The organism is Rhodococcus sp. 2H158 (assembly GCF_053764755.1).
The window spans coordinates 1-2392 of the sequence record NZ_JBSNCE010000061.1 but is presented as its reverse complement, the minus strand read 5'-3'; the positions used below and the strand labels follow the sequence as shown (position 1 = coordinate 2392).

Here is a 2392-nt window from a genome sequence, read left to right as displayed (position 1 = left end):
TGATGGCGCTCATTGAAAATGCTCAGTCCTGCTCACCGTAAGTGCTCACCCGTGTGGCTCCGCCGATGAGGGCGGGTCTCCTTCGATGCTGGTGGTCTCTGACCACGCACCAGCACCTCGAAGGAGACCCGCTTTCTCATGTTGACATGGGAGGACGATGTGGAGATACACGCACTGCACAAGCGAGGCTGGACGATCTCGGCGATCGCCCGGCACACCGGCAGGAACCGCCGGACGGTCCGCAACTACATCAATGGCGTCACCACGCCGGGCGTGCGCAAACGGTCCGGTGAGGACCCGTTCGAGCCGTTCGTCGACTACGTCACGGCCCGGCTGCGCGAGGATCCGCACCTGTGGGCGCGGACCTTGTGCGACGAACTCGAGGACCTCGGCTACGCGGCGTCGTATCAGACGCTGACCCGCCAGATCCGCACCCGCAACCTGAGGCCCGTCTGTCACTCCTGCGCGGGCGCAACGGAGCGCCCGAACGCGGTGATCGAGCATCCGCCGGGTGAGGAAACCCAGTGGGACTGGGTCGAGCTGCCGGACCCACCCACCTCCTGGGGCTGGGGCAAGACCGCGTATCTGCTGGTCGGCTCGTTGGCGCATTCGGGCCGCTGGCGCGGGGTGCTCGCCCCGGCGATGACCCAGCCGCACCTGATCGACGGCCTCGACCGCGTCTGCCGCAAGCTCGCGGGCCTGACCCGCACCTGGCGGTTCGATCGGATGGCGACGGTCTGTCACCCCGACAGCGGGAAGGTCACCGCCACGTTCGCCGGCGTCGCCAAGCACTACGGCGTGGCGGTCGCGATCTGCCCACCGCGGACCGGGAACCGCAAAGGGGTGGTCGAGAAGGCCAATCACACTGCGGCGCAACGGTGGTGGCGAACTCATCCCGATGACGCCACGGTCGAGCAGGCCCAGGCGAGCGTGGACAGGTTCTGCAGTCTGCGGGCCGATTCCCGGATGCGCGCCACCGCCGACGGTAAGGCCTCGGTGCTGACCGTCGCCGCCCGCGAACCGTTGACGCCGGTGCCGGCGAGCCCGTATCCGGTGGTGCTGCGCGAGCCGCGGACCGTCTCGCGGCAGGCATTGGTGCCCTACCGCGGCAACCGCTACTCGGTGCCCCCGGAGTTGGCCGCCGCGCAGGTGAGCATCACCCGCAGACTCGGCAGCGAGGTGATCGACATCGTCACCGCCTCGCAGATCACCGTCGCCCGGCACCGCCTGGCTCCGGACGGAGCCGGGGTCGTGGTCCGCGATCACGGCCACGTCCACGCCCTCGAACAAGCCGCGATGGCCGGTGCCGCGGCCGGTGGCCGGCCGCACCGCCGCAAGGAACGTATCCCGCCCGGACCCGACGCCCTCGCTGCGGCAGAAGCATTGCGCGACAACAGCACCGACCATCACTCACCGTCGACCGCACCGCGGTCGACGGTCACCGACCTGGCCGCCTACGAGCGCGCTGCCCGTGGAAGGAACACCCTCGCATGACCACCACGCCCGCCTCCGACACCACCATCGCCACCACCCCGCAGGCCACGAGCCTCTACCAGCGCCTGCGCGGACACCTGGCGACGCTCAAGCTGCACGACGCCGCCGAAGCCCTGCCGTCGGTCCTCGACCGCGCGCAGAAACAGGGCCTGTCGATGACCGCCACCCTCGAACAGCTGCTCTCGATCGAGGTCGACGCCACCGAAGCCAGGCGCCTGGCCGGGCGGCTGCGGTTCGCGTGCCTGCCCACCCCGGCCTCGCTCGAGGACTTCGACTTCGACGCCGCGCCCGGACTCGACCGGGCGCTGATCGCCGAGCTGGGCACCTGCCGGTTCCTCGAAACCGCGACGAACGTCCTGCTCATCGGCCCACCCGGAGTCGGCAAGACCCACCTGTCGGTCGGGCTCGCCCGGGCCGCCGCGCACGCCGGCTACCGCACCTACTTCACCACCGCCGCCGACCTCGCAGCCCGCTGCCACCGCGCCGCGATCGAGGGCCGGTGGGCGACGACGATGCGGTTCTACGCCGGACCGACCCTGCTGGTGATCGACGAACTCGGCTACCTCCCGTTGCCCGGCGAGGCCGCATCCGCGTTGTTTCAGGTTGTGGCGCAACGGTATCTGAAGACCTCGATCGTCATCACCACCAACCGCGGTGTCGGCGAATGGGGTGAGGTCCTCGGCGACACCACCGTCGCCGCCGCGATGCTCGACCGGCTTCTGCACCGCTCCGTCGTCCTGAATCTGGACGGCGATTCCTACCGTCTGCGCGATCACCACGCCCGAGCCGAAAAGCTCCGGCAGGCCACCACCGGCACCCGGCAACCGCTACAGTGAACCCTGCTCACGGGTGGGCACTTCCACCGGGCACAGTTGAGCACTTTCGATGAGCCTCATCA

At 69.6% G+C, this 2392-nt stretch carries 2 protein-coding genes; both read left to right on the top strand.

Features of this window, described 5'->3' with window-relative positions; all coding sequences use genetic code 11:
* The first annotated feature begins 138 nt into the window (after positions 1–138).
* Positions 139–1494: an IS21/IS408/IS1162 family transposase gene (locus tag ACWPOB_RS28465; RefSeq protein ID WP_455402864.1), complete on the top strand. Its 1356-nt coding sequence runs from the start codon at positions 139–141 to the stop codon at positions 1492–1494.
* Complete coding sequence (gene istB, locus ACWPOB_RS28460; protein ID WP_165042639.1) at positions 1491–2330, top strand: IS21-like element helper ATPase IstB; 840 nt, start codon at positions 1491–1493, stop codon at positions 2328–2330. Before ACWPOB_RS28465 ends, istB begins: the two co-directional genes overlap by 4 nt.
* Positions 2331–2392: the final 62 nt, after the last annotated feature.